The sequence below is a fragment of the Paenibacillus amylolyticus genome, from assembly GCF_001570725.1.
In the GTDB taxonomy this organism is placed as follows: domain Bacteria; phylum Bacillota; class Bacilli; order Paenibacillales; family Paenibacillaceae; genus Paenibacillus; species Paenibacillus amylolyticus_A.
Window position 1 is genome coordinate 2,103,354 of the sequence record NZ_BCNV01000001.1, and the last position, 25,116, is coordinate 2,128,469.

23 protein-coding genes are annotated in these 25,116 nt (G+C 44.1%); 16 read left to right on the plus strand and 7 right to left on the minus strand.

The window, feature by feature from the left end; genetic code table 11:
- Positions 1–222 precede the first annotated feature (222 nt).
- The 5 genes from codB (at position 223) to arsC (ending at position 5,145) form a co-directional block, all read left to right on the plus strand.
- A complete protein-coding gene (gene codB / locus PAHA3_RS09365) occupies positions 223–1,500 on the plus strand; it encodes a cytosine permease (protein WP_062834492.1) in 1,278 nt (425 codons plus the stop codon).
- Positions 1,469–2,737 (plus strand): cytosine deaminase, encoded by a 1,269-nt coding sequence (locus PAHA3_RS09370; protein WP_062834493.1) that lies wholly within the window; start codon positions 1,469–1,471, stop codon positions 2,735–2,737. Before codB ends, PAHA3_RS09370 begins: the two co-directional genes overlap by 32 nt.
- Before the next feature lie 263 nt (positions 2,738–3,000).
- The gene (locus tag PAHA3_RS09375) at positions 3,001–3,327 is read left to right on the plus strand and encodes an ArsR/SmtB family transcription factor (protein WP_062834494.1); all 327 of its coding nucleotides are present in this window, start codon (positions 3,001–3,003) and stop codon (positions 3,325–3,327) included.
- Between the two features lie 72 nt (positions 3,328–3,399).
- On the plus strand, positions 3,400–4,701 hold the full coding sequence (locus PAHA3_RS09380; protein WP_167350864.1) for an arsenic transporter: 1,302 nt from the start codon (positions 3,400–3,402) through the stop codon (positions 4,699–4,701).
- A 24-nt stretch (positions 4,702–4,725) separates the two neighbouring features.
- Positions 4,726–5,145, plus strand: coding sequence for an arsenate reductase (thioredoxin) (gene arsC / locus PAHA3_RS09385; protein ID WP_062834496.1), 420 nt, complete (start codon positions 4,726–4,728; stop codon positions 5,143–5,145).
- A gap of 100 nt (positions 5,146–5,245) precedes the next feature.
- Here arsC and PAHA3_RS09390 read toward each other — a convergent pair whose 3' ends face one another.
- From PAHA3_RS09390 to PAHA3_RS09415, 6 genes are all read right to left on the minus strand, one after another.
- Positions 5,246–6,025, minus strand: coding sequence for a Cof-type HAD-IIB family hydrolase (locus tag PAHA3_RS09390; protein WP_062834497.1), 780 nt, complete (start codon positions 6,023–6,025; stop codon positions 5,246–5,248).
- A gap of 4 nt (positions 6,026–6,029) precedes the next feature.
- Positions 6,030–7,079 (minus strand): ABC transporter ATP-binding protein, encoded by a 1,050-nt coding sequence (locus PAHA3_RS09395; RefSeq protein WP_062834498.1) that lies wholly within the window; start codon positions 7,077–7,079, stop codon positions 6,030–6,032.
- Complete coding sequence (locus PAHA3_RS09400) at positions 7,076–8,830, minus strand: ABC transporter permease (RefSeq protein ID WP_153028188.1); 1,755 nt, start codon at positions 8,828–8,830, stop codon at positions 7,076–7,078. Before PAHA3_RS09400 ends, PAHA3_RS09395 begins: the two co-directional genes overlap by 4 nt.
- A 17-nt stretch (positions 8,831–8,847) precedes the next feature.
- Positions 8,848–9,843: an ABC transporter substrate-binding protein gene (locus PAHA3_RS09405; RefSeq protein WP_062836037.1), complete on the minus strand. Its 996-nt coding sequence runs from the start codon at positions 9,841–9,843 to the stop codon at positions 8,848–8,850.
- Positions 9,844–9,962: 119 nt separating this feature from the next.
- Complete coding sequence (locus tag PAHA3_RS09410; RefSeq protein WP_062834499.1) at positions 9,963–10,829, minus strand: Cof-type HAD-IIB family hydrolase; 867 nt, start codon at positions 10,827–10,829, stop codon at positions 9,963–9,965.
- Positions 10,830–10,856: 27 nt separating this feature from the next.
- Entirely contained in the window at positions 10,857–11,621 is a 765-nt protein-coding gene (locus PAHA3_RS09415; RefSeq protein WP_235599399.1) for an MBL fold metallo-hydrolase, read from the minus strand.
- A gap of 227 nt (positions 11,622–11,848) precedes the next feature.
- Between PAHA3_RS09415 and PAHA3_RS09420 the strand changes: the two genes are divergently transcribed.
- Positions 11,849–12,748, plus strand: a complete 900-nt coding sequence (locus PAHA3_RS09420; RefSeq protein WP_235599400.1) for a sugar-binding transcriptional regulator — start codon at positions 11,849–11,851, stop codon at positions 12,746–12,748.
- Positions 12,749–12,871: 123 nt separating this feature from the next.
- On the opposite strand, the gene PAHA3_RS09425 is transcribed toward PAHA3_RS09420, so the two are convergent.
- Positions 12,872–13,996, minus strand: a complete 1,125-nt coding sequence (locus PAHA3_RS09425) for a GerAB/ArcD/ProY family transporter (protein WP_062834501.1) — start codon at positions 13,994–13,996, stop codon at positions 12,872–12,874.
- A 129-nt stretch (positions 13,997–14,125) separates the two neighbouring features.
- On the opposite strand from PAHA3_RS09425, the gene PAHA3_RS09430 reads away from it, so the two are divergent.
- The 10 genes from PAHA3_RS09430 (at position 14,126) to licT (ending at position 24,914) form a co-directional block, all read left to right on the plus strand.
- Entirely contained in the window at positions 14,126–15,088 is a 963-nt protein-coding gene (locus PAHA3_RS09430) for a helix-turn-helix transcriptional regulator (protein ID WP_062834502.1), read from the plus strand.
- A 389-nt stretch (positions 15,089–15,477) separates the two neighbouring features.
- Positions 15,478–15,834: a DoxX family protein gene (locus PAHA3_RS09435; RefSeq protein WP_082762756.1), complete on the plus strand. Its 357-nt coding sequence runs from the start codon at positions 15,478–15,480 to the stop codon at positions 15,832–15,834.
- Positions 15,835–15,864: 30 nt separating this feature from the next.
- Positions 15,865–16,632 (plus strand): pirin family protein, encoded by a 768-nt coding sequence (locus PAHA3_RS09440; protein ID WP_062834503.1) that lies wholly within the window; start codon positions 15,865–15,867, stop codon positions 16,630–16,632.
- 44 nt (positions 16,633–16,676) lie between these two features.
- Complete coding sequence (locus PAHA3_RS09445; protein ID WP_062834504.1) at positions 16,677–17,129, plus strand: MarR family winged helix-turn-helix transcriptional regulator; 453 nt, start codon at positions 16,677–16,679, stop codon at positions 17,127–17,129.
- Positions 17,130–17,678: 549 nt separating this feature from the next.
- Complete coding sequence (locus tag PAHA3_RS09450) at positions 17,679–17,966, plus strand: hypothetical protein (protein WP_062834505.1); 288 nt, start codon at positions 17,679–17,681, stop codon at positions 17,964–17,966.
- Between the two features lie 54 nt (positions 17,967–18,020).
- The gene (locus tag PAHA3_RS09455; protein WP_062834506.1) at positions 18,021–19,400 is read left to right on the plus strand and encodes an aminomethyltransferase family protein; all 1,380 of its coding nucleotides are present in this window, start codon (positions 18,021–18,023) and stop codon (positions 19,398–19,400) included.
- A gap of 60 nt (positions 19,401–19,460) precedes the next feature.
- A complete protein-coding gene (gene purU / locus PAHA3_RS09460) occupies positions 19,461–20,363 on the plus strand; it encodes a formyltetrahydrofolate deformylase (protein ID WP_062834507.1) in 903 nt (300 codons plus the stop codon).
- Positions 20,364–20,578: 215 nt separating this feature from the next.
- On the plus strand, positions 20,579–22,537 hold the full coding sequence (locus tag PAHA3_RS09465) for a beta-glucoside-specific PTS transporter subunit IIABC (protein WP_062834508.1): 1,959 nt from the start codon (positions 20,579–20,581) through the stop codon (positions 22,535–22,537).
- A gap of 59 nt (positions 22,538–22,596) precedes the next feature.
- Positions 22,597–24,039: a glycoside hydrolase family 1 protein gene (locus PAHA3_RS09470; protein ID WP_062834509.1), complete on the plus strand. Its 1,443-nt coding sequence runs from the start codon at positions 22,597–22,599 to the stop codon at positions 24,037–24,039.
- A gap of 17 nt (positions 24,040–24,056) precedes the next feature.
- Positions 24,057–24,914, plus strand: coding sequence for a BglG family transcription antiterminator LicT (licT, locus tag PAHA3_RS09475; RefSeq protein WP_062836040.1), 858 nt, complete (start codon positions 24,057–24,059; stop codon positions 24,912–24,914).
- The last annotated feature ends 202 nt before the right edge of the window (positions 24,915–25,116 follow it).

The window sequence follows — 25,116 nt, forward strand, 5'->3', positions numbered from 1 at the left end:
GTAATTGAATACTGGTACCTTTAATTCAGTCCAGAGAGGCTGGCAAGGGCAGCGGATTTCATAATCACGCGAGAATCAGGGCATATTCCGTCATGGGATGCTCTGTGTCTTCGCGCGGGTTATGATGCAAAAAGAGGCTACTTGTCAGTGTATAACTTGACGAGTAGCCTCTTTTTTCTGCTTTTTATGGTATCAGATACACTTTACGTTGGGGGTATTCTGATGAGCAAACAAGATCAAGAGTTTTCATGGCAAGCTGTGCCGAAATCGCAAAGAAACCACTTTTGGAAGACGTTATCCGTCATGCTCGGTTTCACATTTTTCTCAGCCAGTATGTTGGCAGGAGGCACGTTGGGCGTAAGCTTGACGTTCATGGAGTTCATTGGCATCGTGCTTGCAGGCAATCTGGTGCTCGGTATCTATACAGGGGCACTGGCACATATCGCTGCCAAAACGGGCCTGTCCACACATTTGCTTGCTAAATATGCGTTCGGTGCAAAAGGGTCGTATCTGCCTTCGTTCCTGCTAGGCTTCACACAGGTTGGATGGTTCGGAGTCGGCGTAGCCATGTTCGCGATTCCGGTCGCCAAAGCCATGGATTGGAACGTGTACCTGTTGATTATCGTGTTTGGACTTGCCATGACAGCGTCAGCCATCTTCGGCATGAAGTCACTCGTCATTCTTGGTTATATCGCGGTTCCTGCGATTGCTATTCTCGGTGGTTACTCCATGTTCGAAGGTGCAGGTTCGCTGGGTGGTCTGCAAGGGTTGCTTGATTACACGCCAACACAGACACTTACCGCGGCGGCGGCATTAACGATCTGTATCGGATCATTCATAAGCGGCGGAACGCTGACACCCGATTTTGCCCGGTTTTCACGGACATCCAAACAGGCCGTTACCGCAACAGTTATTGCATTCTTTCTGGGTAATTCACTCATGTTTCTCTTCGGTGCAGTTGGAGCAATGGCCTATAACCTAGCCGATATCTCAGAGGTCATGTTCCTGCAAGGATTAATCATCCCTGCAATCATCGTTCTGGGCTTGAATATCTGGACGACCAACGATAATGCACTGTACGCTTCAGGTCTTGGTTTTGCCAACATCACCAAAATTTCGAAGAAATTCTTCGTCATCGTTAACGGCATCGTTGGTACTGTATTCGCAATGTGGATGTACAACAATTTCGTCAGTTTCCTGAACGTACTTGGCGCGGCGGTACCATCCATCGGGGCCATTATTATCGCAGATTACTTCATTGTAAAACGTAGAAACTATAAGCCATTTGCTGACATGTCATTCAAAAATGTAAACTGGGTAGCGATGGCCGCATGGGCCATCGGCGTGGCATTCGCCCAACTGGCTCCTGGCGTAACACCATTGAACGCACTGCTTGGTACAGCAGTAGCCTATATCATCTTGATGCTGATTGTTCCTGCGAAAGAATCCAAAGAAATGGGGAAAATAAATGATTATACAGAACGCAAAATTGCGGGGTAAAGAAGGACTATGGAATATCGTTGTGAAAGACGGGAAGTTCGAACGAATCACACAATCGCTGGAAGTGACCGAAAATGAGGAGATCCTGGATGTCAACGGATCGCTTGTGCTGCCACCATTCATTGAACCACATATTCATCTCGATACAACGCTCACCGCAGGCGAGCCGGAGTGGAATCTAAGCGGAACGCTATTCGAAGGCATTCAGCGCTGGTCAGAGCGCAAGGCTTTCTTGACACATGAGGATGTCAAAACACGCTCCAAAACGGCATTGAAATGGCAATTGGCACAGGGTATCCAACATGTGCGGACACATGTAGACGTTACCGATCCAAGCTTGATCGCCGTTAAAGCCATGCTTGAAGTAAAAGAAGAAATGTCTCCATATATGGATATCCAGCTTGTTGCTTTTCCGCAGGAAGGCATTCACTCTTATCCAAACGGTGCAGAGTTGCTGGAAGAGTCGTTGAAAATGGGCGTTGATGTAGTCGGCGGCATTCCACACTTTGAATTCACACGTGAATACGGCGTTGATTCAATGAAAGTTGCGTTTGATCTGGCCGAAAAATACGATCGTCTCATCGATATCCATTGCGATGAAATCGATGATGAGCAATCCCGTTTTGTTGAAGTCGTTGCCAAGGAGGCTTACGAGCGTGGACTGGGTTCACGCACAACGGCAAGCCACACAACAGCGATGGGGTCATACAATGATGCTTATACGTACAAATTGTTCCGTCTGCTTAAGATGGCTGATTTGAACTTTGTCTCCAATCCGCTGGTCAACATTCACCTGCAAGGACGCTTCGACACGTATCCGAAGAGAAGAGGGCTTACGCGTGTCAAAGAATTGCAGGAAGCAGGTCTGAATGTATGTTTCGGCCATGATGACATCTTCGATCCGTGGTATCCACTCGGCACAGGCAACATGCTGCAAGTGCTGCATATGGGGATTCACGCTTCCCAGTTGCTTGGTTATGACCAGATCGTGAATTCAATCGACCTTATTACGAAAAACAGTGCAAGAACGTTACACATCGAGGATGTATACGGTGTTGAAGAAGGCAAACCTGCCAACTTCATCGTACTTGAAGCAGAGAATGAATATGAGGCTGTTCGCAAACAATCCGGTGTACTTTATTCCTTCAGAGGTGGCCGTAAAATCGCGGAATCGAAGCCACGAGATACATCCATCATTTTTGAAGGTGGTACAGAGAAGGTTACTTTCAATAAATAAATTTTCTTTCATAACCTCGGTCTCAACCTAAATCACACAGAAATCATATACCGATTAAAAGCCGCTATTAGAGCTGCTTTTAATCGGTATATTAATTATGATATAACATCTTAGTGATGGAGGAAGTTGCTATGGATCTAAGCTCTCCGTTCACACTGGAATCTCGCGATAGCGAGCAGATATATGTATTTTGAAGATTGACTTTAGGATGGTTGCATTATAATATAAGCATGCACTTATATTCTACGGAAGGAGGAAGTGATATGGATTCAATTCAAGAAGCAGCTGATAAGCTAAAATTGTTGGGTGACAAAACACGTCTTACGATACTTACACTCCTCAAGGAACGTGAATGGTGCGTATGTGAATTTGTAGAAATTTTGGACATGTCACAACCGGGCATTAGTCAGCATTTACGCAAGTTGAAGGATCAAGGTTTGGTTAAAGAGAGCAAACGCGGTCAATGGGTATATTACTCTTTGAATGTAGAGAATACACCTTATATCAAGTCAGTTTTGGAATTCATGCCGGATTCGGTGGAGATCCTTAAGTCTTTAAACAAAGAGAACTATACTTCAACGTGTAATTAATTTTTTCGATCTATATATAAGTACATAGTTATATACTAATATAAAATGAGATGAATAGAAAAGAAAAGAGGGATGTGTTTGTTATCTACGCTGCTCGCTTGCATTATCTTTTTAATTACACTTGTGCTTGTAATTTGGCAGCCTAAAAATCTGTCCATTGGTTGGTCTGCTTGCGGCGGAGCAATTCTTGCTTTACTGGTGGGTGTGGTCAATCTCCAAGACGTATGGGATGTGACGCAAATCGTATGGAATGCCACACTTGCATTTGTCGCAATCATTCTGATTTCGTTAATTTTGGATCGTATTGGATTATTCGAATGGGCTGCTTTACATATGGCGAAAGCTGCTCATGGCAACGGTGTCCGGATGTTTGTTTATGTCTCCATATTGGGAGCAGTGGTTTCTGCTTTCTTTGCCAATGACGGAGGCGCATTGATTTTGACACCGATTGTTCTAGCCATGGTGCGTGCGCTGAATTTTGATGAGAAAAAAGTATTTCCATTTATTATAGCCAGTGGATTTATTGCGGACACGACATCCTTGCCGTTCATTGTAAGTAACCTGGTGAACATCGTGTCTGCCGATTTCTTTGGTATTACGTTTATGGAATATGCAGGAAGGATGTTTGTCCCGAATCTGTTCTCACTGGCGGCGAGTATCGGCGTACTGTATCTCTTTTTCCGAAAGAGTATTCCAAAACACTTTGATGCGAATGAATTGAAACCTCCGATATCTGCGATTAAGGATATGAAAATGTTTCGGTTGTCGTGGGTGGTGTTGGGGGTTCTGCTCATTGGATACTTCACCAGTGAATTTATCGGAATACCCGTATCCTTTGTGGCAGGTGTTGTCGCAATATTCTTCCTCATCATGGCTTCCCGCAGTTCTGCTGTGCCGACTACTATGCTTATCAAAGAAGCACCTTGGGCAATCGTATTCTTCTCCATCGGCATGTATGTAGTGGTGTATGGTCTACGTAATGTCGGTTTGACGGACCTTCTGGCTGTCGTTATTCAGGCGGTGGCAGATCAAGGATTGTTTGCTGCAACGATAGGTATGGGTTTTATTGCTGCGATCATTTCATCCCTGATGAACAACATGCCTACCGTGCTGATTGATGCGCTTGCCATTGATGCTACATCGACTACGGGAACTGTTCGGGAGGCACTGATATACGCCAATATTATTGGCTCGGATCTCGGACCGAAGATTACCCCGATTGGTTCACTCGCGACACTGCTCTGGCTTCATGTGCTTAGCACCAAAGGTGTCAAAATCTCATGGGGCACATACTTCAAAACGGGTATCATGATCACCATTCCCACTTTGCTGATTACGCTAGTGGGTCTGTATCTGTGGTTAAGCATTCTATAATATAAACAACGAGGAGACGATGACATGCGTAAAAAAACACTATACTTCCTATGTACAGGCAATTCTTGCCGGAGTCAAATGGCTGAAGGCTGGGCCAAGAAATATCTGAGCGAGGACTGGAACATTTATAGTGCGGGAATTGAGGCACACGGTTTGAATCCCAAAGCAATTGAAGCCATGAAAGAGGTTGACCTGGATATTTCAACTCAAACTTCTGATATTATTGATTCGAAGTTGTTGAATAACGCTGATTTTGTGGTCACATTATGCGGCGATGCCGCTGATAAATGTCCAATGACGCCAGCACATGTGAAGCGGGAACACTGGGGATTTGATGACCCTGCCAAAGCCCAAGGTACAGATGAAGAAAAATGGGCTGTGTTCCAAAGCGTTCGGGACCAGATTGGGGAGCGCATTAAAACTTTCGCAGACACTGGCAAGTAAGACATAAATAACTCAGACCATAAAAAGACCTCCTCTCTAAAACATGGAGGAGGTCTTTTAACATTCATATTTGTGCTACAGTACTTCAACTGTATCTTCTCTACAACAAGCCTGCCCATTTTAACCCATGCCAGATCCCGTCCTGCTCCGCACTTGCTGTAACATGTGACGCTAGTTGTTGAAGAGGATGAGGGGAATTGCCCATAGCAATGCTGCAGCCTGCATAACGGAACATCTCCATATCATTGAAGTTATCGCCAAAAGCATACACCTGGTCAGGGGAAAACCCCAAGCAGTCTGCGAGTCGGGAAACTCCTTCGGCTTTGGAGCCTCCGGCAGGTAGAACATCCATGGACAACGGATGCCAACGTACAAAGTGCAGCTCACGGAACCTATCTCGATATACCGTTTCCTCTTCTGAAGAGCAGAATAGCATTGTCTGATAGATGAGCCTGTTTGTACAAAAGCTCTTGTTATACCCAGGATGCGTGACACCAAGCGAAGTTAGACAAAGGTCTACATGTGCATGATATTCCTGACTGCAACTCATCTGTGAATGATCCAGATAAACGAGTGGGTGTCCCGACAGCTCAGCGAAAGCAGACAGTTGATTCAAAGCATCCGAACAAATGGGGTTACTGTGAATAAGTTCTCCTTGATGCATCACATATTGTCCATTGAAACTAACATAAGACTCCAGCTCCAGTTCAAGCCGAACCTGTTCCAACATAAACGGAGATCGCCCTGAGGCTAGAGCTACGACATGTCCGGCTTCCTTTAAGGCAAGAACGGCTTGCTTCGCAGAAGCGGGAATTCGATTGTGGCGGTCGAGCAGCGTACCATCAATGTCAAAGAAAATCAGTTTTGGACTTTGAGCCACAACGTCACACTCCTTCCCCGCGGACGGAAGAAAGACTCAGACTGACTTGCTCATTTAAGCCGAAAGGAAGAGGGGAGATGACTTCCCAACGTTTCGTATCACTGCGAATATCATAGTGAAATTCTTTTCCTTGAAACTGGACATTGGCGATCTCGCCCAATATTCCAGCTTGACTTGAAGGCTGTAAATGGAACTGATCCGGCCTCACGGGATACAACCCGTTGGATTTAAAATAGTTTGCAACCTGCTTGCCGGGCCAAGCAATATTCGTACCGCCCTCAGGGATGAACATGTTTGCATCCCAATGACCTTTGACCAAATTGGACTTCGATACAAACCTCGCCACAAATTCGGTCTCTGGCCGCAAATAAATCTCCTGCGGAGTTCCAGCCTGTTCAATCCGGCCATCCTTCATTACGATAATTCGGTCAGCCATGGCAAGGGCCTCCCCCTGATCATGCGTCACATAGACTACAGCTGATTTCGTATTCCGATGTACTTGCTGAATCTCACGCCGCATGTCCATACGAAGCATGGCATCCAAACTACTGAGTGGTTCATCCATCAGCAACAAAGACGGTTGGGGGGCGATGGCGCGTGCGATAGCAACGCGTTGTTTTTGTCCTCCAGATAGCTCATGCGGCATACGTTCTGCCAGATGGGACAGCCCCGACATGTTCAGGACTTCCTGAATGCGGTTCTGCTCGTTATTTTTAATATGGGAAGGTGTTGATTTATGCGTTCGGATAGGAAAACGGACATGTTCGGATACATTCATATGTGGCCAAAGTGCGAAGGACTGGAACACCATGCCGATTCTGCGTTTTTCGGGAGGAAGTAATGTACCTGAGCCTGCCACCACTTTACCGTCCATCAAAACATTACCACTGCTTGGTTGCTCAAATCCGGCAAGGATACGCAGCAATGTGGTTTTTCCACAGCCTGATGGTCCAAGGATCGCCACGAATTCTCCATCCTCAATCGTTAAGTTAATGGAATGAAGGGCCTGGTAACTTCCGAAGGATTTGCTAACCTGTTGAATCTGAATACTCATGACTTCACTCCCTTACGAGTTGCCCAGCGTTGAGCGATGAGCAGAATTACGCCGCCTGCCGCAATAAGTGCGACAATCAGACTGGACAAGGCAGTTGAATAGAGGGTATCTCCTGCCTGTTCAAAACTAAATATGGTGACACCAATGGTCTGTGAACCTGATGAATACAACAATGCCGATACCGTAAGCTCGGTCAGGGCAGTCAGGAAGACCAACATGCCTCCTGTTAGAATACCCTGCAGCAATAAGGGCAGCAGAACAGCAGTCCACTTGCGCCAGAAACCGGCTCCGGAGATCCGTGCAGCTTCTTCCATAGACGCATCCAACTGCATGAACGAAGTGACACTTGAACGGATCTGAAGAATAAGGAATCGGCAGATGTAAGCAATAAATAAGATCGTCATGGTTCCATATATGCCAGGGTTCCAGCCAGGAATCGGCTCCATCCATACCAAGATCATGGACAGGGCGAACACCATGCCGGGCAGGGTATAGGGAACGGCAATGGCCAACTCGGCTATTTTATTGAATTGATTAGGCTTACGTACCCGGATATAAGCAAATCCTGAGCCAATAATCAGACAAGCCAGCATCGTGACTAGAGAGAGGACAAGGCTGTTCTGGATCGCCTGCCATACACGCTCATTTTCAAAGAGAATATATCTATAATTGTCCAGGGTCATATTGGCACGAGTTAGACCGAGACCATAAGCTCTTTTTAAAGACATCGAGATCATTGAAGACAACGGAATAATCGTAATCAGTGCGAGACCTGCCCATATGGTGTAGGTTAAAGGCTTCCGCATGCGACCCAAATTATATCTTGGGGTAAGATCAGGTTGCATCGTATCCGAAGCATGACTTTTACGTAAAAGAATCCATTGCAACAGACTGCCGACCACCGCAGCAGCACCGAGAAGCATAGATAAGGATGCGCCACGGGCAAATGCCGAAGGCCCGAACCCAATAATCTCTTCATATATAAGTGTACTGAGAACGGAAATATTCACAGGCGTGCCAAGGAAGGCAGGTATGCCGAAATTGTCCAGCGAAGCCAGGAAAACCAGCAATCCGCCTGCCGTTAGACCCGGAAGGGCAAGTGGCAACGTAATCCGGCGGAAAACTTCGATCCTGCTTGCACCGCCGGCTCTAGCCGCCCACTCCAGATCACGCGGAATTTTACGTAGTACATCCAACGTGAACATATACACTAATGGAAAATGGTGAATCCCCATCACAAACACAATACCGCCCATACTATACATGCTCCAAGGAGCCAGATCAGGATGAATCCATTGCAATACATGTGCAAGCCAGCTCTGTGACCCGGTAAAAGAAGACCAGGACAACGTGAGAACATAAGAGGGAAGAATAAAACAAAGCATGATTCCCATATGCAGAGCCGATTTGTGTCGTATATCCGTATAAGCGACGACCCAGGCCAGTGCAGTTCCAAGTACTAACGAGAACAAGGTGGAACCGATGACGATATATACGGTATTGCGCAATGTGGACCAGAAACGTTCCTGCTGAAGCAATTCGTTATAATGAGATAACGTCAATCCTTGTTCCCCCTGGAAGCTGAGAAGAACCAGCTTCAGGATGGGGTATACAAAGAATAACAGGACAGCTATAGCACCCAACAGGGCAATCAATCGATTCCAACGAAACAGGCTGGGGAGAGAGAAAACGGACTTGCGTCCGTTCTCTTGTCCCCTTAGAACGATCATATTTCTCTTCAATTTCTCCATTCCGACAGCTCCAATCCTTACTCGCCAAACACATTAATGAATTGCTGTTTATCTGTTTCCCGATCAGCTGCAAGTTTGGCCGCATCCCCAGGCAAAATCTTCATTTCCGATACACCTTTCAATCCTTCAGGTGGAGAAACGCCTTCACGAATAGGGGAGTAACCGATCTCTGCAGATAACTTCTGCCCCTCTTCAGAGAGAATGAAATCTACAAAGGCTTGCGCAGCAGGCACATTGGCAGCTTCTTTCATGATCCCGATTGGTTCAGTAATGATGGGAACACCTTCTTCAGGGTAGATCAGTTCAACAGGAGAACCCTTCGCTTTTTCACGCGCCACGAGGTAATCCACAACAACGCCATATGATTTTTCACCGCTGGCTACAGCCTTCATAACCGCACCGTTTCCTTTAATTACAGCCATGCCGTTCATCTTGGTCTCCTGAAGGAAATCCCATCCAAATCCATCTGTACGGCTAAACACACCGATGTTGTAAGCTGCTGCACCAGAGTATAGAGGACTCGGCATAATACTTGCATCCTTGCTCTCCGGCAGGGTCAGCACTTGCCAAGATGTCGGTTGAGTTGTAACCTTTTGGGTGTTGGTAGCGAGTACCGTTGCCATTACCTTGGTACCGGCGTACATACCGTCTTGATCAACCAAATCGGTCGGGATTGCACTCAGCTCTGGGGACTTGTAAGCTTGAAGAAGATCATCCTTTTTCAGATTTTCAAAGGTAACTGCATCCGCCAGCAGGAGTACATCTGCCTGAGTTTTGCCGGCTTGGCGTTCTGCCTGGAGTTTCGCAGTGACTTCTTCTGTTCCGGAACGGAAGATGCTGACTTGAACATCTGGATATTTATCGTTAAACGCATTGACCAATTTGCCTGCATCTTCTTCAGGCTGGGAAGTATAGAAGGACAGTTTGCCTGACACCGTACTTGAAGCTCCTCCTGAACCATTTTGATCTGGCGTGGCTTGTCCTTGTGCAGAACAACCGCTGAATACAATCATGCCTGCCAGAAGGGGTAGTAGTAACGACTTTTTGAATGGAATCACAGATAATCTCTCCTTTGGTGTCTAGCTGATCATGTATTGGGTTATGACATTGGAAAAGAAATAACTAGAGCAAATTACAACAAGAAAGTATGGATAGCCTGCGCAACACCATCTTCGGTGTTACTGCCAGTAACAACATTAGCGATCTCCTGCACATGAGGCTCTGCATTTCCCATGGCGATTCCTAATCCTGCCCATTGCAGCATGTCCAGATCATTATCATAATCCCCGGCTACAGCTACCTGCGCACGTTCGATATGATGTTCAAGACACAATCGTTCCAGCGCTCCACGTTTACTAACTCCGACGGAATTAACATCAAATCGCAAACTTCCTGTTCGTGTACATTGGAATAACGCTGATTCTTCAAGGATATGAAATAGTTTTTCGCGTGAGTCGTGGTCTGAACAGATCACGGCTGCTTTGAACAGCATGTCTGGCATCTGGCTTACAAAGGCTCTGAAATCCTGTCCAACTTCGACGAAGCGAATAAAATCAGCCTGTTCTGCAACATGTTCATCAAGTTCTTCGGGAGAATCTAACTCCGGTCTGTTGACCCTATTGTTCAAGGCCCAGTTTCTATTGATATCATTAATCTCTTGAACATAGAGGACATTGTATCCATAGAAATGGATGTAGGCTCCTTCTTGCTCGATGACATCCAACATGAATAGCATATCTTCTGTTTTGATTGCGACACCTTCAAGCATCTGTCCTGTCACGGGATCTACTGTCACTGCACCGTTCAATGCTACCAGTGGGAAATTCATCGAGACTTCCCGAGCATGTAGCCATACGGAGGCGGGAAAGCGTCCAGAGGCAATCGTGACATTCACATTCGCTGACATTAATTGTTGAATGGAGCTTCGTGTCATAGGCGTTATCACTTTGGCTGGATTAAGCATTGTACCGTCCAGATCAAGGGCTAACAATTTGTACATCAACATATTCCTCCCGAATTGGTTAACTTACACAACATACATACGAAGTGGTTCGGGTATATCCACAGGCCCTTGGAAAGACCGACTTGCTTCATCCCGCATAAACTCCAGATCGCCATCTCCGGGAAGATGAACAAGGACAAGCTGCTTGACGTTTGCCTGACCAGCAATCATGCCTGCTTGAAGGGCATTCATATGTCCTTTGCCGGTCGTGTGAACACTGCCCTCACAGATCGTAGCCTCACATAGAAAGATGTCTGCATCACGAGCAATTTCGATCAGGGAATCACAGTAGGAGGTGTCTCCGGAATACACCAGTACCTTGCCTTTATATGTGATCTTAACGGCGTAACATGTAATGGTATGCTGCACCTGTACGAATTCGATCTCCGCGCCAGCAAGCTGAATCTTGGATGAAGGATCAATGGAGATGACCTCGGTATGTTCATCATATAGACCATTTAGAATTTCCACTGGACTATCCGGCGCATACAACTTCAGTTTATTCCCCATACGACCATTGCGAATCGCTCCTGCTGCTGCATATTGGAGGACTCCCAGATCCGCGATATGATCATGGTGCAGGTGAGACAAAATAACACCGGATAGATCTTCCACACATGTCTCGGTGGGGAGCTTACTCATCACGCCGCTGCCACAGTCCAACAAAATCTGCCCTTCATCTGTGGTTACAAGGTATCCCGCAGTTGCTCCGCCAGCGGCGGGATATCCACCCCAGTAACCTAATATCTTCACATTCATCTTTGCACCTCTGTCTGTCTTGATCTGCATTCTTTACAAATGTTCCGTACAGTTACAATTGTAAAAAGGGTTTGTTACTCTCGTGTCAAACGAAAGTCAATCTTTTGTAAAAATGCTTTTGGAAAAGTTATCCTGGCTTGACTCCGCCGCGAATCCCATTTTATAGTGGGAAATGTGTTAGCAGGGAAATTTAAATGTAAAAGGCGGACTTATATGTGAATATAGACGAACGAAAAAATATGATCAGAGTCTGTAAGATGTACTATTATGAATCATGGACACAGGAGAAGATTGCTGAGAAGCTTGGTGTATCCAGACCAGTCATATCCAAGATGCTGCAGCGTGCGAGGGAAGAGGGCATTATTGAAATTGTCATTCATGATGATGATTACGAAACGTCCAAATTGGAGAAAAAACTAGAGGACTTATTTAAACTCAAACAGGTACTGGTTGTTCCAACAAAGGATCTCAATAAAGAGTTGTTGTCGAGTGCAGTAGGCAAGGCTGCCGCACAATTTGTTCAAAAACTGATCAAAAACGGTGATCGTGTCGGTGTCTCATGGGGCAATACGCTCTATCATATGGTGCGAGAGTTTCCTCTGGAGAAAAAAGAGAATGTCAAAATCATTCCACTGGTTGGTGGAACAGGTAATTCACGAAATGAAATGCACTCTAACCAGATCGCCTATGAGTTATCCAAAAAAATGGGTGTGACCTGCGAGACGTTGTATGCTCCCGCAGTCGTTGAAACAGAAGAGCTAAGGGAGCAAATTATTGGCATGTCTAATATTTCGGCTGTTCTGAAAGAGGGGGAGCATATCAATCTCGCTCTGGTGGGGATTGGAAACCCGTATTCCATGTCAACGATGGAACGATCAGGTTATCTAAATGAGCAAGTGTTATCTGAATTAGAGGCTTTGAATACCGTTGCGGATATTAATTCCGTATTTATCAATCGTGAAGGTACGATCACAGATCATCCCATTAATCATAAAGTGATTGGCCTTGGGCTTGAGCAGTTAAAGAAGACAAAAACAGTGGTAGGTATGGCCTTTGGTCTGCATAAAATCGACTGCATCCTGGCTGCTTTACGCGGGGGATATATTAATATGCTCATTACGGATGAAGCGACAGCTACTCAAATTACGAAAATTTAATATTCAAAGGTTATCATATCGATCTTTTTTGAAACAAGTTGCAACTGAGGCCAATTTTTGCTCCATGGAGCCAGGAGAACGAAAAAGTTCTCCTGAGCTACACATCCCTTAAGAACTCAACATTCAGCCTGCCTTTAGGGCTCCACTAGATGCCTGCTTTCCGCCTTTTTTACGAATGAAACTGATGATCAGCAACAACAGTGGCAACAGGCCAAATAAAAAAATGGACATATTGCCAAGAAAATCACCCAAAGCTAACGTTTCCTCCAGGTTTTTAGGCAAGTAAGCAATGACATACAAGACCGGCAACATCGCGAATTGTATACCGGTAATATTTTTGAGACGAAATAAATCTCGAATACCGATGGATGCAAAATAGTGCTTAAAGGCATAGGTCGCGAAAATTTGCATCAGCCAAAACACGATGAACAGTGATTCATAGCGCTCAAAAAGAAAACCCTCAATTTCAAAACTTCGAACCATGTCGAACGTCGGCCACATCCGCGTCTGAATTCCTGGCAAAGATAAATTCCCCACCACGGTAACAATTGTGATCAAATATATAATCGTACAACTAAGTATGCTATATATAGCTGCTTTATTGCTGGCTTTTAGGTCCGCCATATATGCCGTAATAATTAGCAATACTTCATATCCGGAATACGAGAGACACGAAGGCTTAAGCCCTTTCAACACAGGCATGAATCCATCGCCAAGGAGCGGTCTGAGATTGTTGAGTTCAAACATTTTAGTGCTTAAAAGGAAAACCAACGCGAGCAAAACCAGAGTAACCGGCATTACAAGTGCAAAGACTCTGGTGATGACCTTAAGACCACCACTTAACATATATATACCAATCCATAAACTAACCATGATGGTCACCCAGGTAGGCGTGCGTTCAAGAATATACATGCTCGTAATTTCAGCCATGACTCTAACTTCGAATGAACAAAGAACAACAAAATATACGATAATTACAAGTCCCAACAGATAAGAAATCCAATGGCCCATGATTTCAGGAAGAAACTCGAACACCGTTTTACCGGGAAATCTCCGACACAACGTCACAAGCATGAGGCTGATGACCATCACGATCAACCCAGACAGAATGACGGAGATCCATACATCTGGTGTTCCTACTGCTTTACTAATTGTCCGAGGGAGTGTTAGAATTCCAGCTCCGAGGATTGAATTGATAACCACAACAATAACCTCAGAGGTATTGATCTGGGTTGTGGCTTGCTTCATTGGCTTCACTCCAAACCGGAGAATTTATTTGTAGGTAGTATCGCCCAACGAAGTTCTTTTATGTAAATTGTGCTGTACTGATATAAAATAAAGATGTGCAATAACTATTTGAAGATGAGGATGTAGGTTATGCCAAAGAACGATAATATGTTAGCCATTCTATGGATGCTGAATTCAGGCACTAAAGTAACTGCAAAACAAATGTCCGAAAAGTTAGAAATCAATATAAGAACCGTATATAGATACATTGATGCATTATGTACCAGTGGCGTGCCGATCATTTCCGATACAGGTCACAACGGCGGGTATAGTTTGCTCAATCAGCATATCAAAGCACCTCTGTTATTCGATATTGAAGAAAAAAAGGCACTTCTCCAAGCTGCTGTGTTTGCAAAAGAAGCTGGATACCCTTTGAGTGAGGCATTGGACAATGCGACATCCAAGTTGAAAATGTATTCGAATGAGGAGCAGGAAGACACACTTCGTCGTCATTTAGCTGGATTCAACGTGATCAATCGCATGGGAGACCCTTCCGTTCAGCCAATCTTGGCGGAATTGGAACAAGCCGTGGCTAATGATTGCTCTGTGGAAATTGATTATCGCAGAAGCGGTGAAGAACAACCCAAGAATAGAATAATAGATCCGTATGGAATGGTGTACTGGAATAATAAATGGTATACCATTGCGTTTTGCCACCTGAGAAAGGAATTCCGCAGCTTCCGGGCAGATCGTATTCTACGAATCAAGCCTACTTCGCTCCGCTTTGAGCGTTCGGGAGCTTTTTCAGCTCGTGAATATTTTATGCAAAATTTGTTACCCGATGTAGTGGGCAAGGCGGGGTTAATTTCCTTAGTTATCAAAGGTAGATCTGAGGCATTAGATGACTTGGGGTTACATTGGTTTATGGGACACTATCTGAAAGAGCGGACGCCCAATCAAGCTATCTTTTTATTTGAGGAGGAATCAATTCATACATATGTCCCTTATTTTATCCTATCCTACGGAAAATCCATTCAAGTTATCGAACCACAACATGTGAAGGACAGACTGGTTGCTGTGGTATCCGAGTTAATGGAATATTATCAACTTTAATAACTTCACTGACAGTAGATGTCAGTGAAGTTATTTTATAATGATGACAATCTCGGATTACTGAGAAGAAAGGCGGAGTAGACACATGAGCGAACAGACAAAATACAAGGCAGTATCAGGAAAATATACAATGAATGGTACGCCTAACGGCGTTACATCGATTACCCCATTAATAGTGGAGTTTAGAATGAACCCCTTTAAGGTAGAAGTACTAGCAGTATACTGATTGAATTAATAAATTTATCTTAACGAAACATAACGCCTTCTTTCCTTCGGAGAGGAGGTTTTTATGATGCGAAAGAATTTTAGTTGACATATAGCCTAATGTTAGGATATATTTACACTAATATTAGGATAAATAATAATAGGATAAAGAGGAGATTGAATTTATGAGTATTCTATCCATTGTTTTGCAAGTGATATTAGGGTTAGGTTTTCTCATGTTTGGGTTTATGAAGTTTGGGTCCAAGCAGATGGTGGAAGGATTTAAGAACTATGGATATCCTGGAGCATTCCGAGTATTTACAGGGTTGATTGAAGTCATTGCAGGAGTTTTAGTTATTGCAGGTATTTGGAGTGAGGGTTTCGCTGCATGGGGTGGTTTACTTATCGTGGTTACGATGATCGGTGCGATCATTACTCATATTAAAATAAAAGACCAATTGAAACAAATGTTCATGCCAATCATTTTATTAATTCTGGGATTGGTCGTGTTGCTAATCAATTACGGATCTTTGTTTGAGTGAATAGTCCGTTAAACCTAAGGAGTGAGTATAATGGGAATCCAAATTATTAAACCCAAAGATCAAGCAAGTGGTCAGTTTGATGGCGGCAAAATAATAGAACAAAAACCAATTGGTTTTTCCGGAGAAGGCTCGATCATTACTCGACTAGGACCCCTATTTTACTGGGCTTGGGCTCATTCTCAGGAACCAGCAGAAATCGGCTTCCATCCACATCAAGGCTTCGAAATCATCACTTATGTAATCAATGGTAAGGCATATCATCGGGATACACTGGGTACGGAAAGTGTTGTACAAGAAGGAGGAGCCCAGCTCATGCAAACAGGCTCTGGTGTGCAACATGCTGAGGCGTTAAAGGAACCGACTGAAGCCTTTCAAATTTGGTTTGAACCACATCTAAGCCAAGCCGTGAAACGTGCACCTATTTATTCGCAATTTGATTCTAATCAGTTTTTGTTAGTAGATATAGATGGTGTGAAAATTAAAACACTTTTAGGAAACGATTCTCCTATGCAAATTGTGACTGATGCTCAAATGTGGGATGTACGTATTTCTAAGGGAACAGTATATACGCATCGCCTTTCCTTGGGTCGTACATTGGCTGGTTTAGCCATTAGAGGAGACGGATCTCTTTTATCAGATACAATCGAAACAACTCATTTTTCACAGAAGGATTTTATTATCGTTCAACCAGAGGAAGAAGAGAAAGTAGCCATACAAGCTATTGATCAAGACCTTCGAATTTTGCTTATTGAAGTTCCGACTGAAGTTGATTATCCTTTATACAGAAAACCAAGATGACAAATACTGTTTTTTGGGAAGGTATCTAATAGGAGGTCCTGTACATGTTTCAAGGAGATGAACAAAGTCAGATCGATTTACGGCTTTTCCGTGTGTGGGTAAAGGCTAGTAAAACTATTTTTGATGATGTTGTAAAAGATATAGAGCGATCCGGCATTAGTAATGAGAACTTTATGGTTCTGGAACTACTCTACAATAAAGGACCACACACGGTCCAAAATATAAGCGAGAAATTTTCGATCCCAAGCGGGAGCATCACATATGTAGTGGATAAGCTTGAAAAGAAAGAATTAGTAAAGCGAGAACCAAGTCCAACAGACCGTCGATCTTCAAATGTAGTCATAACGGATCAAGGTCAAAATTTATTTAAAGAGATCTTTCCTCAACACGTTGAGGTGATATCCAAGAATCTGTCTTCGATTACCAATGAAGAAAAAATACAGTTAACTAATCTTCTCAAGAAACTCGGACTAGGCGCTAGTAGGATCAACGAATGAATTGAGATGAAACCGACTTTTGGTTGCACAAAACGCAGGCTTTGTTCCAGCAGGATTACCCATCTCCACAACGAGTCTCATGTACGTGGCAGAAGATAGCTAAACAGCCTTACGCGAGAACTACTCGCAACAATCATTATGCCTGCTATTAAGAGACACACATAAATCATGTCGGTAACAAGAATAACCTGATAACAAGGATAAGAAAAACATACTTTGGGGAGGCATTATGCCTCCTCTTTTTTTGGGTTATTATGGAAAAACGAGCGAAGTCTTTAAACACAAAAAAGTCTCGTATAATAGACGACATCTATGGTATTTCACACTATGAAATAAGTTATCTATTATATTTCAAAAATAAACATCTTGAAATCATTTTATAGTTATGCAGGGTATTGACAGGGGGATGTTATTATTCAATTGTTCTTTTCTTTTCCATTCAATAGTGGATGATGAGACCCGGGAAACTCCATCGACCTTGTGAGGGGAAAGTAAAGACCTACTGTTTATTATCTTGCAGAATTGTACTAAAAGGGGATTATCCTAATCATGAAGACAGTCAATAAACAAGCGATTGTCATTAGTGCGAAAAATGTACTGCAAGGAAATCTTTTAACGGAGCAGGAATTGGCAAGTACTGCTGATTCATTGTCAGAACGGGTTACTTCTGATATCACATATTCTAATCCGGTCAATGGGATGAACAACCAGATGGTACCCATGATGATGGTTCTGGCTGGATACATTGGAGCGATGTTACTGAGTTTGAATCTTCAACAGTCAGCAATGATGACAAGTCAGCGTAAATACAACAACTCAAAATTCCTAACCGACTAAGGTCATACCTTAGAAAGAATTTGATTTCAAATCATATAAGGAGGTGTATGAATCGTGAAAAATGAAACTCCTATCGGTTTAGATCAAAATAATGAGAAACTGCTGCTTCCCATTTATGAACCGTATGATCCTCAAGTTGACTTCTATGTGGATAGTAAAGCGATGGCTTTTGGATCTGCTCTTCCCTTGGCATATAGTAACTGGAGAGACGAGTCCATGTCATGGAAGGAAACATGTTATCTGCATACTGGCCTGAATCCAGCCAGCGCTTACCGCGTCACTGGACCAGATGCGATAAAGTTCTTTGCTGATACGTGTGTCAACAGCTTCGCTCAATTCCCTATCGGTTCTCTAAAACATGCGATCATGTGTAATGAAGAAGGCTACATTATGACACATGGCGTGTTGCTCAGAGTAGGCGAGGAAGAATTCATTTCGTATTTCCTGGCACCCTACGCTGCCTATAAATTAGACACTGGAAATTATGATGCACAGGGAGAATATATACGCGATGAGTTCGTCTTTCAGCTTGCCGGACCTAAATCACTTGAAATAATAGAATCTGCGACCGGAGAATGTCTGCACGATCTGAAATTTGGACGCTACCGGATGAGCCGTGTTTCTGGGCAAGAGATTCGGGTTACCCGGATGGGGATGGCAGGTACGCTTGCTTATGAGATTCACGGTCAGAACGAATATGTACTGTCCATTTATAATGCCATCATGACAGCGGGAGAACCTTTTGGCATTCGAAAACTTGGGCTAACTGCGTATAAGATGAACCATACCGAAGGTGGATTTCCGCAGTCTTTCGTACATTTTCCATGTCCATGGGGAGAAGACTCAGGTTTCATGAAATATCTAGGGAAGTCGCAGAAGACTCGTCGCCCTTCAACATTGTTAATGGGGAGCATGGGTACAGACATCGAGCTACGTTACCGCAATCCCGTTGAATTGGGATGGGGAAAAATGATTAAGTTTGATCACGAGTTCATTGGACGTGAGGCATTAGAAAAACAAGTAGCACACCCCCGCCGCACAATGGTTACTTTGGTCTGGAACACAGAAGATATCCTGGATGTACAAGCATCCCAGTATCAACCGGGTGAACCTTATATGGAGATGGAACCCGTACATTTATCTCAGGAAAATGGACGAACGGTATTATATGCTGACCAAGTTTTGAAGGATGGTAACTTGATTGGTGTCAGTTCAGGACGAATGTACAGTTATTACTATCGGCAAATGATTTCTCTTTGTTCCATTAATTCAGAATATTCCGTAATTGGGGACGAAGTTCATATTCTCTGGGGAAATCCAGGAACACGTCAAAAAGTAATTCGGGCTACGATATCACGTTTTCCATTCCTCAATGAACATCGCAATGAACATGTCGATGTAAACGCCATTCCTTGCGGGGCACCAATGAAATAAGCAAGTTTACTTTTTTTATAGTAATAGCTAATCACATAATTAGGAGGCATTCATAGATTTATGGAGCACATGAATAGTAATAAAGTTCACGTTTCTGTACCGGAACTACAAAATCGTGCAAGACTGCTTATCTCTTGTCCGGATCAATCTGGTATCGTTGCGGCTGTATCGCAATTTTTATCTGATCAGGGAGCAAATATTGTACACTCGGATCAGTACACGATGGACCCCGCAGGAGGTATATTTTTCATGCGAATTGAATTTGATTTACATGAGTCATCCAAACATTTAGCTGCAATTCAATCGGATTTTGCAACGTTGGCGGACCCGTTTGGGATGAGATGGTTATTATCTCCAGCAAGTCACAGGAAGCGGTTAGCGATCTTTGTTTCGAAAGAGGATCATTGTCTGCTCGAATTGTTATGGCAGTGGCGTGCCGGAGAACTGGATGCTGACATCGTGCTCATCGTCAGCAACCACCTGGATATGAAAACGATCGCTGAGTCTTTCGGAATACCTTACCTTTATGTTCCCGTTACACCCGAAACCAAGGCGGAAGCTGAATCTCAGCACAGGGAAGCAGTAAAATTAGCGAATGTTGACATCATTATTTTGGCACGTTATATGCAAATCATACCGTCAACATTTATTGAGCAATACCGTAATCGTATCATCAATATTCATCATTCCTTTCTTCCTGCGTTTGTCGGTGGCAATCCTTATGCTCAAGCACATCACCGTGGGGTAAAACTAATTGGTGCAACTGCACACTACGTAACAGAAGAGCTTGATGGTGGTCCAATCATAGAGCAGGATATACAACGTGTTACCCACCGTAACCATGTTACAGATCTGAAACGGATCGGTCGTCAGATTGAACGAACTGTACTTGCTCGCGCGGTCGCATGGCATGTGGAAGACCGTGTTATCGTGCATAACAATAAAACCGTTGTTTTCATATAGAAAAATGTCGAATAAAGTGATTGCTAACTAATTTATTGTGTGATATTATGATCCAGTAAACGTTTACATCGATAACGAATTGAATATTAGCAGTGTTTGGCTGTTACTGGTAAAGCAGGCATGACCAAAATGATTTTGCATTTTCCTTATGTGAGTAGGGGAAGGCATATCGTTTTGGTCTTTTTTATATCCAAATTCAGAAATGGGGCAAAGGTATGGACTATCGCAAGTTGGGACAAGACATAACGGAATTGGTTGGGAAGAAGGAGAATATCGCTCGGCTTACGCACTGCGCAACCCGACTTCGGTTCGAATTGCACGACATCTCCAAAGCGGAGACAGAAAAACTCAAAGCTCTTCCAGACGTCATTACCGTTGTGAATAATGGTGGACAATACCAGGTCGTTGTGGGCAATGAGGTGCAGCAGGTCTATCGTGTTATTACTCAGCAGATGGGTTCGGCAACCCGGAGTGCAGACTCCAAATCAGATTCCGGCAAAAATAACGGACCAAAACAAAAACAGAGCTGGATTTCCAGATTCATCAGCGTAATCTCAACGACATTTACTCCGGTCATTCCGGCAATCATTGGCGCGGGTATGATCAAAGCAATATTGGCCGTACTTGTACTGACAGGCCTCGTAACGACCGAAAGCCAAAACTACTATATCCTTAATACCATTGCGGACGCGGCTTTTTATTTCATGCCTATTCTGTTGGCTTATGGAGCTTCCATTAAGTTTGAAACAAGTCCAATTATGGCGATGACGGTTGCCGGAGTGTTGTTACACCCGGGATGGAGCGCACTGATGACGGAAGGAAAAGATGTGTTTTTCATCGGTGTTCCAGTTCGCCTAACCGATTATGCAGGCTCCGTGCTGCCGATTATTATTGTCGTTTGGCTCATGTCCTATATTGAACGTTTCGCAGATCGAGTATCGCCTTCCATGATTAAATTTTTCACAAAACCGATGATTGTACTATTGATTACAGCACCACTTGCATTAGTGGCGATCGGGCCTTTCGGAACGTATCTGAATGATCTGGTTGCGATGGGTGCAGAAGCAATTAATGCCAGAGCCAGTTGGCTGATTCCTTTGTTAATGGGAACTTTGCAACCGTTTCTGATCGTGACAGGCACTGCATGGGCCATGACGCCAATTGCAACTAGCCAACTGACCAAAAATGGATATGAAATGATCAACGGTCCGGGAATGCTCGCGTCCAATATTGCTCAAGGTGGGGCTACGCTTGCTGTAGCATTAAAAACCAAAAACAAAAAACTGAAACAGCTCGCTGCTTCATCCGGTTTCACCGCTGTACTGGGCATCACGGAACCATCCTTGTACGGCGTAACGCTGAAACTGAAGAAACCTTTGATTGCTGCAATGATCGGTGGTGGCGTAGCAGGAATATACGCTGGTCTGACCGGATTAGTACGTTATGCCTTCGTTTCTCCAGGGCTTGCCGCGTTACCTGCCTTTATTGGCAGCAATCCGATGAATATCGTTCATGCCATTGTAACGTGTCTGATCGCCTTTATCGTGACCTTTGCCCTGACATGTATCATTGGTTTTGAGGATCCAGTGGATGATGAAGAAGAAGGCAATACCAATGTTAACGATGACAAGACGCTTTCCAGCCAGCCTGTTCAAGACAACACCCCAGACACGAAGTCTGCTGCAGCAACAAATGCAAATGTACTGAACCAAAATGAGATACACTCACTTATGATCGCCAGCCCTATGCAAGGGGAATTAGTGCATCTGGACCGTGTACCAGACGATGTCTTCTCTTTGGGATTACTGGGTAAAGGCGCTGCGATTATTCCTGTAAAAGGAGAACTGTATGCACCGATCGCAGGTGAAGTTACGGCTTTCATGGACTCCAAACATGCAGTCAAACTAAATGGTTACAATGGAGAAGAGATACTCATTCATATTGGCGTGGATACCGTCAACCTGAAGGGGAGACATTTCGACTCTTCCATTAAAGTAGGGGATCAGGTACAACAGGGTGACTTGTTGATCAGCTTCGATATCGACGCCATCAAGGCGGAAGGTTATGAAGTCATAACCCCGATCATTATCGCCAATTCGGATCGTTTCCCGGACATTAAGCTGGAAAAGCAGCGTTCTGTGGAGGTTGGAGCGACCATTATGCACCTTTCGTAACAACCGTAATGCGGTACGTCATATCTCTTGATCATCATTAAAATGAAGGAGTGTTTGAGATGTTATATCAACACATCAAGCCATTCCCCAATGAATTTCTGTGGGGAGGCTCCACCTCGGCCTATCAAGTGGAGGGAGCCTGGAACGAAGATGGCAAAGGCCTGTCCGTCATCGATATGTGTGATCATCCGGCTGGAACCGCCGATTTCACAGTTGCGAGCGATCACTATCACCGATTCAGAGAAGACGTGAAGCTCTTTGCAGAGCTGGGCCTCAAAGCGTATCGTTTTTCCATTGCATGGACTCGAATCTTGCCTTCAGGCACAGGGGAAGTTAATGAAAAAGGACTCGATTTTTATCACCAGTTGATTGACGAATTGCTTCTCCATGGCATTGAACCGATTGTGACGATGTACCATTTCGACTTACCTTACGAGCTTGAGAAAACTGGAGGCTGGAATAACCGAGAGACGATCGATGCCTTTGTCGAGTACGGGCGTATCTTGTTTGAGCAATACGGGCATAAAGTGAAATATTGGTTGACCATTAATGAGCAAAATACGATGATTCTCCATCCAGGTGCTATTGGTACACCAAAAGGCGGACGTTTGCCTTCCAATAAGGAACTATATCAGCAAAATCATCACATGTTTGTAGCTCAAGGCAGAACGATGCGACTATTTCACAATATGTTACCGCAAGGTAAGATCGGCCCTGCATTGAACATGACTTCCATGTATCAGGCAACCTCCAGACCAGCAGATGCAATCGCTGCACATAACTGGGAGACAATTCGCGGATGGGGGTTTCTCGACTTATCGGTGTGGGGACGGTATAATCCATTATTCTGGAGTTATTTGCAGGAACGTGGCATCGAGCCGGTTATTGAGCAGGGCGACATGGAGGACATCCAGTCCGGCCGTCCCGATCTGGTAGCTATCAATTATTACTCAACAGCCACCATTGCCGCCAGTATGGGGGATGCGTCGGATGTTACAGCTCGTGCAGGGGATCAGCAAATTATGCTTGGCGAGCAGGGAGTGTACCGGGCCGCGGAGAATCCATATACGGAAAAAACGAAATATGGCTGGGTTATTGACCCGGTTGGCCTAAGGCTTACATTGCGTAAGGTATATGAACGATATGGTCTCCCGATATTAATTACGGAAAATGGCATAGGAGCTCCGGATGTACTGGAAGCAGATCACACGGTTAACGATACGTACCGGATTGATTTTATTGAGAAACACTTGGAGCAGATCAGACTGGCTCTAACGGATGGTGTGGATGTGATTGGGTATTGCCCTTGGTCGGTTATTGACGTGGTAAGCACCCATCAGGGGTATGGGAAACGCTACGGCATGATCTATGTCAACCGTGGTGAACAGGATCTGAAAGACTTGAAGCGCTTGAAGAAGAAAAGCTTCTCGTGGTATCAGGAGGTCATTAAACAGAATGGCAGATGTATCGGGAATTCGGATCAGGCGGTCACGAAAGAATAAAGGATCGTGATGAATGCATGAAAGTAATCAAAATATTGAATAATAGCTTGCTTCTGACCAAAGATGAACAGGGACAAGAAGTGATTGTCATGGGAAAAGGCTTGGCATTCAAAGGAAAAGTCGGCGAGCGACTCGATGAAGAGCATATCCAGAAACGGTTCATTTTGCAAAACAATCCGTCTGCCCAGGCTTACGTTCGAACCATCGAAAACATGCCAGAATCACATGTGAATGTCATTAACAAACTGATTTCCAATGCCAAAGAAAAGCTGTCACTCGATGATCAAATCTTCTTTACGCTTATGGATCACCTGTCATTTGCCATTGAACGTTGGAAAAAAGGTGTATCATTACAGAATCGTATGTTGTGGGAGATCCAAAGGTTTCATCCGGTCGAATTCGAACTGGGCCTGGAAGCAGTTCATATGTTGAATCAAGAACTTGGCATTGAGCTTACGGAAGAGGAAGCGGGCAATATTGCCTTTCATTTCGTCAATGCTCAAAGCCATGAACAGAATATGGAGCGCACGATGCAATCCGTTAAAATGTTAAAAGATATTTTCAATCTTATTCAATACAGCTTTGATATGCAATTGAATAAAAACTCCATCCATTATGTGAGACTCGTCACACACCTGCAGTTTTTCATCCAGCGTTTACAAGAGGGCCGCTTAGGCAATTCGCCGAAAGATTTCATCTTTCAGCACATGGTGAAGGAGCATCCACTTGAATACAAATGCGCGGAGATGATTAAAACCTATGTGCAAAACATGCTGGATATCTCCATCTCAAACGAGGAATTATTATATCTAATGATTCACATTGCTCGAATTGTGCAGGAGGAGCAAGGTGATGAGGGACAATTATCCCATTGATCAGTTTGCGAACATATAATGAAGTGATAAACGAAGTGATCATGTCGCTACGACCGTTCTCTGGTATTTCACCGGAAAACGGTCGTTTGGTTTGACTACCCTTGGAAGACTATATTCATCGTTGTGGATTCCCGGCTAACTCAAATATGTGATAAAGAAGAGAATTTTCATGCTTAATTTTAATCGAACGATCGTTTATTAT

Excerpts from the sequence above, each read along its gene's own strand:
- codB (WP_062834492.1), top strand. The coding sequence starts at position 223 with ATGAGCAAACAAGATCAAGAGTTTTCATGGCAAGCTGTGCCGAAATCG.
- PAHA3_RS09370 (WP_062834493.1), top strand. The coding sequence starts at position 1,469 with ATGATTATACAGAACGCAAAATTGCGGGGTAAAGAAGGACTATGGAAT.
- PAHA3_RS09375 (WP_062834494.1), top strand. The coding sequence starts at position 3,001 with ATGGATTCAATTCAAGAAGCAGCTGATAAGCTAAAATTGTTGGGTGAC.
- PAHA3_RS09380 (WP_167350864.1), top strand. The coding sequence starts at position 3,400 with ATGTGTTTGTTATCTACGCTGCTCGCTTGCATTATCTTTTTAATTACA.
- arsC (WP_062834496.1), top strand. The coding sequence starts at position 4,726 with ATGCGTAAAAAAACACTATACTTCCTATGTACAGGCAATTCTTGCCGG.
- PAHA3_RS09395 (WP_062834498.1), bottom strand. The coding sequence starts at position 7,079 with ATGAGTATTCAGATTCAACAGGTTAGCAAATCCTTCGGAAGTTACCAG.
- PAHA3_RS09400 (WP_153028188.1), bottom strand. The coding sequence starts at position 8,830 with ATGGAGAAATTGAAGAGAAATATGATCGTTCTAAGGGGACAAGAGAAC.
- PAHA3_RS09405 (WP_062836037.1), bottom strand. The coding sequence starts at position 9,843 with ATGATTGTATTCAGCGGTTGTTCTGCACAAGGACAAGCCACGCCAGAT.
- PAHA3_RS09410 (WP_062834499.1), bottom strand. The coding sequence starts at position 10,829 with ATGTACAAATTGTTAGCCCTTGATCTGGACGGTACAATGCTTAATCCA.
- PAHA3_RS09415 (WP_235599399.1), bottom strand. The coding sequence starts at position 11,621 with ATGCAGATCAAGACAGACAGAGGTGCAAAGATGAATGTGAAGATATTA.
- PAHA3_RS09420 (WP_235599400.1), top strand. The coding sequence starts at position 11,849 with ATGTACTATTATGAATCATGGACACAGGAGAAGATTGCTGAGAAGCTT.
- PAHA3_RS09425 (WP_062834501.1), bottom strand. The coding sequence starts at position 13,996 with ATGAAGCAAGCCACAACCCAGATCAATACCTCTGAGGTTATTGTTGTG.
- PAHA3_RS09430 (WP_062834502.1), top strand. The coding sequence starts at position 14,126 with ATGCCAAAGAACGATAATATGTTAGCCATTCTATGGATGCTGAATTCA.
- PAHA3_RS09435 (WP_082762756.1), top strand. The coding sequence starts at position 15,478 with ATGAGTATTCTATCCATTGTTTTGCAAGTGATATTAGGGTTAGGTTTT.
- PAHA3_RS09440 (WP_062834503.1), top strand. The coding sequence starts at position 15,865 with ATGGGAATCCAAATTATTAAACCCAAAGATCAAGCAAGTGGTCAGTTT.
- PAHA3_RS09445 (WP_062834504.1), top strand. The coding sequence starts at position 16,677 with ATGTTTCAAGGAGATGAACAAAGTCAGATCGATTTACGGCTTTTCCGT.
- PAHA3_RS09450 (WP_062834505.1), top strand. The coding sequence starts at position 17,679 with ATGAAGACAGTCAATAAACAAGCGATTGTCATTAGTGCGAAAAATGTA.
- purU (WP_062834507.1), top strand. The coding sequence starts at position 19,461 with ATGGAGCACATGAATAGTAATAAAGTTCACGTTTCTGTACCGGAACTA.
- PAHA3_RS09465 (WP_062834508.1), top strand. The coding sequence starts at position 20,579 with ATGGACTATCGCAAGTTGGGACAAGACATAACGGAATTGGTTGGGAAG.
- PAHA3_RS09470 (WP_062834509.1), top strand. The coding sequence starts at position 22,597 with ATGTTATATCAACACATCAAGCCATTCCCCAATGAATTTCTGTGGGGA.
- licT (WP_062836040.1), top strand. The coding sequence starts at position 24,057 with ATGAAAGTAATCAAAATATTGAATAATAGCTTGCTTCTGACCAAAGAT.